The sequence below is a fragment of the Aquimarina ulvae genome, assembly GCF_053613295.3.
Map to the genome: position 1 here is coordinate 130,681 of NZ_JBSIBP030000013.1, position 6,746 is coordinate 137,426.

The following is a 6,746-nucleotide window of genomic DNA, read 5'->3' on the forward strand; positions in this document are numbered from 1 at the left end:
TCTATATTTTTATTACGTTAACACCTTTAGTCTGGTCTTGAATTTTCATTAATCTAAGTGCTACATCTATTTCACCTGAGAGTTCTTTTACATTTGCTTTGGAGAAAAACTCTTTCAAATTAATTTCGACATTATACATTTTATGAATTCTCTTTATTAAAGTCATCGCTTTTAACGAATCCCCTCCTAATTCAAAAAAATCATCTTGTATTCCTATTTTTTCATAACCGAAAAAAGAGGCCCATAACTCGCATAGTTCATTTTCTATAGTACTACTAGGCGGCTCATAATTTTCATCAAGTTCTGGTCGATGAATTACATTTGTCGATGACTCATTTTTATCTAAATTATTTACAGGAATCTTTTGATCCATCGGAATAGTAATATCCCTTGTTGAAACAATAAGCTGAGGAGTATCTTCTACACTAAAAGATTTTTCGAATACCTTAATTAGCTCTTCTTTATTAATTCCATCATCATCAATACCATCAAGGTTTACACAAAACCAGTTTTTTAACTCTTTTTGTTTGTGGTTTATGAAATTATCTATATATGCATTTGCTACGGCATATGCCCCATAGGTCAATCCTCCTAAAATTGTGGATAAACTAGAGGTAATCCAAACGAAATCTATGGTTCGATCCTTTAGAATGTTATATAAGTTATAAGTTCCTTTTATTTTAGGATCAAATTGTTTTTGAAAAACCTCTTCGTTCAGGTTTTCTAGCAACCTAAACGTTTCATTATTCGAATTTCCGGCTGCATGGATTATTCCAGAGATCACACCGTGATCTTCTTCTATTAATTTTATTGTTTCTAATAAAACATTGTAGTCAGAAACATCTGTTTTATAATAAAAGATGTTTTTACCCTTTGCTCTAAGACTTTGTATTTCTTTTATTTTGGAAACGATCTCTGGTTCTACATTTTCTGCTGTCAAATATTCTTTCCATAAATCTTCTGAAGGTATATCGCTTCTTCCCAAAACAATCACTTTAGAATTATAAGTTTCACACAAATGAGAGGTTAAAACTTTTCCAACTTCTCCAAGCCCTCCGGTGATTACGCATATTTTATTAGGTTTCACATAATTTTGTTCAACCTTTCCTTCTAGATTGACTTCTTCATAAAACTTAACCCATCTGTTATTATTTCTAAAAGCTACTTCTAGCTCGGTAGTATTATGCTCTAAATCTTGAACAATTTTTGTAATCAAATCATCATTATGAAAGCTTTGATCCACATCAACATGAAATGTTGAAATATTAGAGTTTTCTTGTGCACAAATATTAGCTATCACACCAGTAGTAACCATTGGTATATCCACCTGTTCGTCTCCCAGTATTGTATTATTTTTATGAGTAATAAAGGTTATTTTTTTCTTATCATCATCAGTACTATGAGCCAGTTGTTTGCACAAATAAAATTGTGGCAAAAGTGCTTGAGTTATTTTTTCTTGAGTTTCACCCTTAAATGCCCAGTTGAAAATAATTTGATCAAAATCAATTTTTAGATTTTTAATTTCGCTAAACAATTGCTTAAAATCATCTTCCTTATAAGGATTAATAAAATAAACATTTTCGTTATTCTTAAGGAAATTTTCACCTTTCCTGACTTCTATTATATTATTGTTTTTTTGCTTTAAATTTTCAATAACTGATGTTATAAACATATTCTCTTCAGAGAAAATCACATAATTTTTAGTTGCATTTATATTATTCCTTACCGGAGAAATAATTGATTTTTTCCAATTAGGAACATAAAACCATTTTGACAATTTTCTTTTAATGTGACTTGTAGTTATTTCATAATTTTGTAACTGAGATAATGGGTTTACATTACAATCAAATTCAAACTTATCAAAGCAATATGACGGAATTGATATCTTATTTCTCACCTCTTCCTCATAATACGCGTCCCAATCAATATTCAACCCATAACCCCATAATTCACCTATAGCTTTTGTTAAAAATAGATTATCATTTTCACTAACTTTAGAATGTCTTACTAAGTTTACTATGGTATTACTACTAGCACTAAATTTTTTATTTTGTCTACAAAACTTAGATAAAGTATTTCCAGCTCCAATCTCAACAAAAACAGAATTTCCTTTATCAAATAGAAAGTTTAATCCATCATAGAAGTTAACTGTTTCTCTAAGATGTCTTACCCAGTACTTTGGAGAAGTTACCTCTTCCTCTAAAATTTCTTTTCCGGTTAGGTTAGAAACAATAGCATATATGGGTCTTGAGAATTGAATTTTTGCTAATTCATCCTCATATTTATTCAATATTTTTTCCATCATTTCTGAATGAAATGCATGTGACGTTTTTAAGATTTTGTGCGAAACATCATTTTCTTCAAGAATTTTCACGAATTCTTGAATGCTGTCTTTATTTCCAGAAACCACACAAGAATCATCTGTATTTACAGCAGCAATAGATAGATCTTTAATCAATAATTCGTCCACCTTATTTTTGTGGGCACCTACTCCAATCATTGTTCCTTCTTCTACTGACTGCATCAAATTTGCTCGTTTGACAATAATATTCAACGCGTCTTTGAAAGAAAAAACCTTACTAACACAAGCGGCTACATATTCTCCTAAGCTATGACCTATAAGATATTTAGGTGTTACTCCCCACTTTAACAAAATGCTTGCTAATGAATATTCTATCAAAAACAATAATGGCTGGGTATAAAGGGTATTATTAATTTTATCAGAATTTTTTGTTTCATTTTTATACCCAATTATATTTGCATAATCTTCTCCTGTAATTTCATTCAAAATTGAAAAACCTTCATCCATAATAGATTTAAAATATGGTTCTTCAAAATACAAGTCCTTTGCCATTTCAAAATATTGACTTCCCTGACCAGGAAACATAAAGATTGTATTTCTCTTATTACTTATCGGTGTTTTTTTGGAATCCTTTTTTGTTATCTCTTTCAATTGATTCAAAATCTCATTTTCATCTTTTCCGACCAGAACGTCTCGATATCTAAAATCTTCTCTACCTATTTTTAATGTGTACGCTAAATCTGCTAAATCGTCTTCTCTCTTATTCAAAAACTCTGTTAGTTTATATCGATAAGCTTTTAGTGATGATTCTGTTTTTGCAGAATATGGAATTATTTGATATTGCCTTGAATTATTTCCCTTTTCAACAACAGGAGATTCTTCTAAAACCACATGGACATTAGTTCCTCCAATTCCCAAACTACTTACACCAGCTCTTAAGGGTTGAGTATTTTCTTTTTCCCATAATTTTAGCGTTGAATTAACATAAAAAGGCCCCAGATCGAAATTAATTCCTGGATTTGGTTGATTATAATGAATTGATGGTGGTATCATCTTATTTTGTAGCGCTAAACTTGTCTTAACAAACCCTGCAACACCTGCAGCAGCATCAAGGTGTCCCATGTTAGACTTAACGGAGCCAATGGCACATTCAAACTTGGTTTCATAGTTAAAAGCTTTATTTAATGCCTCTACTTCAACAGGATCTCCCAATTTAGTGCCTGTTCCATGTGCTTCTATATAGGAAATTGTTTTAGGATCTACATTAGCAATTTTATGAGCTAACTTGATACAATCCGATTGTCCAATAATACTCGGTGCAGTATACCCAACTTTACGATTTCCATCATTATTGGTTGCTGATGATCGTACTACCGCATAAATATGATCTCTATCATTAATTGCCTCTTCAAGTCTTTTTAAAACGACAACGGCTCCTCCATCTCCTCCTATTGTTCCTGATGAATCTTTATCAAATGATTTACATCGACCATCTTTTGAAGCTATCATACCTTCTTGATAGAAATAGCCTTTATCTTGGTCACAGTCAATTCTAACTCCTCCCGCAACAGCCAGATTACATTCTCTGAGAAGTAAGTTTCTACAGGCAATATGTATAGATGCTAAAGAACTTGAACAAGCGGTATCTATTTTGTAACTAGGACCTCTTAAGTTTAAGTTATATGATATTATAGTACTAATATGTTGACAGTTTGACAAATGAGATGTATAAAAAGGATCTACATTATTGTTTGGGTTTATCAATGTATGTGTTATCCAATTAAAATTCTCAGAAGCAGATAAATATAATCCTATCTTCCCTTTATATGAGAACACCTTACAATTGGCATCTTCTAAAGCTCCCCAAACCTGTTGATGTAACAAGCGAGTTTGTGGATCCATTACATTAGCTTCGTCTCTAGTATACCCAAAAAAAGAAAAATCAAAACTACCTGGATCATCAATTGTTGATTTAATTTTTACGAAATTTGGATTATTAATTAGATCTCTATCGACACCTAATTTCAGTAATTCTTCATCAGTATAAAAATGGGTTAGTTCTTTCCCTTCTTTTAGGTTTTTCCAAAAACTGTGAATGTTTTCAGATTTTGGGAATTTGCAAGACATTCCAACAATCGCAATATCTTTTTTATTTATGTTATTTCTCATTTTGTTCTCTATTAACATTATGTTATTATTCCATAAAATCCATCATTTCTTCTATTTCTTGAGAAAAGTCCGTTTCCTCATGCTCTTCTTCAATATCTTTTTGATAAAATACATTCTTCACTAAATCACTTATGTTAGGATATTGAAACAACATAGTGAGCCTTATATCTATTTTAAATTCTCTTTTTACTAAGTTTTCCATTTTCATTAACTCCAGTGAGTTCATTCCTAAATCAAAAAAGTTATCATTTACTCCTATTTCTGTTGAATTTCTTCCTGTTAACTCTGCCAGTAATTCAATAAGTCTTTCTTCAATTTCATTACGTGGTGCTACATAATCGACTCCACTAGAAACCAACAGTCCATCAGTATTAGGTAGTATTTTTTTATTGATTTTACCATTTGTAGTTAATGGCATATTTTCCAATTGAACAAAATGACTGGGTAACATGTACTCAGGAAGATATTCTGACAAGTATTTCCTAAGATCTGTAAGATTTTCCTCTTCTTCTGATACCAGATATGCTATTAATATCTTATTCCCATCTTTGGTGTCTTGAGCTAGGACTATCGCTTCTTTAATTGTGTCTTTTTGTTTTAAATGTTGCTCAATATCACCTAACTCTATGCGATATCCTCTTATTTTTACTTGATTATCTTTTCTTCCTAAAAATTCTATATCCCCATTTCTTGTTATTCTTCCAAGATCTCCTGTTTTATACAATCTCTCTACAGGGATACTTAGATTCTCGTATAGAAACTTCTCTTTAGTTAATTCGGAAAGGTTCAAATACCCTGAAGACAATCCTTTTCCAGCGATACAAATTTCGCCTGTAACACCTAAAGGCTGTAAATTGTTATAATGATCTATGACGTATGCTTGAGTATTTGCAATTGGTTTACCGATTAAAATTGAGTCTTTGTTTTCTACATCATAAATCAAACATCCAACGGTTGACTCCGTGGGGCCATATTCATTATAGATTTTAATATCAGGATTAATATTTCTTAGTATTTCTATATGATTTTGATGTAATGCTTCTCCTCCAACAATAGCAAATTCAATATTATTCCCTTTGATATCCATCCCTTCCAATAGACTGATATGAGCAGGCGTTAATTTTATACAGGATAATTCACTCTCAAAATAAGATTTCAAAATATTTGATATGTCCTCATCTGAAGTAAATATCTCTAATTTACCACCACTTATTAATGGTAAGAATAAACTAGTAACTGTTAAATCAAAAGATAAGGGTGTAAACAAACCAAAATTAGAGTTTGAAAGATTTTCATCATTCAAATAATAATCTTTACACCAACACAAATAATTCGTTAGTGATTTATGCTCTATCATCACTCCTTTAGGAATACCTGTAGACCCAGATGTATAAATGACATAAGCAAGATTTGATGGTTCTATAGATATTTCAGAAAGGTCTTTGCTATAATTATCTGCTTCAAACTCTACATCAACTGCAAACATATCACCCTCATAAAACTCTAAATCAAACATATAGTTTGTCTCTGATATTAATAGTTTAAGGTCAGTGTCATTTACTAAATAAGTCTTACGTACATCGGGCATATCAGGAGCTATCGGAACATAAGCTCCTCCTGCTTTTAAAATTCCTAAAATTGATATTATCAACCACTCACTTCTATCCAACTGAACTCCAATTTTATCTCCTTTTTGTATATCATAGTCTGTTTTCAGACAATTGGCCATCTGATTTGACAACTCATCCAATCTAGAATAAGTATACTCTTTATCCCTAAATATTACAGCAACTTGATTTGGAGTTTTCTTTACTTGTTCCTGGAATAAATCTACTATTGTTTTTTCTTCAAAGTAAGGAGTCTTAGTATTATTAAATTCTCCTAAAAGAAGACCCTTCTCCTCTTTTGAAAGATAATCTATAGCTCGTAGTGACTGATCTGTATCAGAAACAAATGCTTCAACCAAGTTTTTAAAATGATTGACTAATGATTTTATAGATTCTTCATCATATTTTATTGTATTGAAGTTAAATTCTAAAGTTAAAGACTCATCGGATGGTAATACTTCAATATTAAAATCAAAATTATTTTGTTCAAAGACTTCTGAAGATTCTATAATTAACTCTTGCCCTTCTTCGACTTCCGTTTCTTCTACATTTTGCATAACATCTTGTACCAAGAAATCTTTAAATACCATAATATGATTTATAAGATCCATCCCTAAATCACTTTGGGATTGTACTTTGGATAACTCCAAATAATGATGCTCATTACT

Annotated in this window: 2 protein-coding genes; both read right to left on the reverse strand. The window is 31.0% G+C overall.

The genetic code is table 11. The features are described from left to right. Position 1: 1 nt before the first annotated feature. Positions 2-4,471 carry a beta-ketoacyl synthase N-terminal-like domain-containing protein gene (locus ACWGOQ_RS21065; RefSeq protein WP_452059712.1) on the reverse strand — a complete coding sequence of 1,490 codons (4,470 nt, stop codon included), beginning with the start codon at positions 4,469-4,471 and terminating at the stop codon, positions 2-4. Between the two features lie 25 nt (positions 4,472-4,496). Continuing rightward, the coding region (locus ACWGOQ_RS21070; RefSeq protein WP_458202862.1) for a non-ribosomal peptide synthetase at positions 4,497-6,746 on the reverse strand (2,250 nt) is incomplete at its 5' end.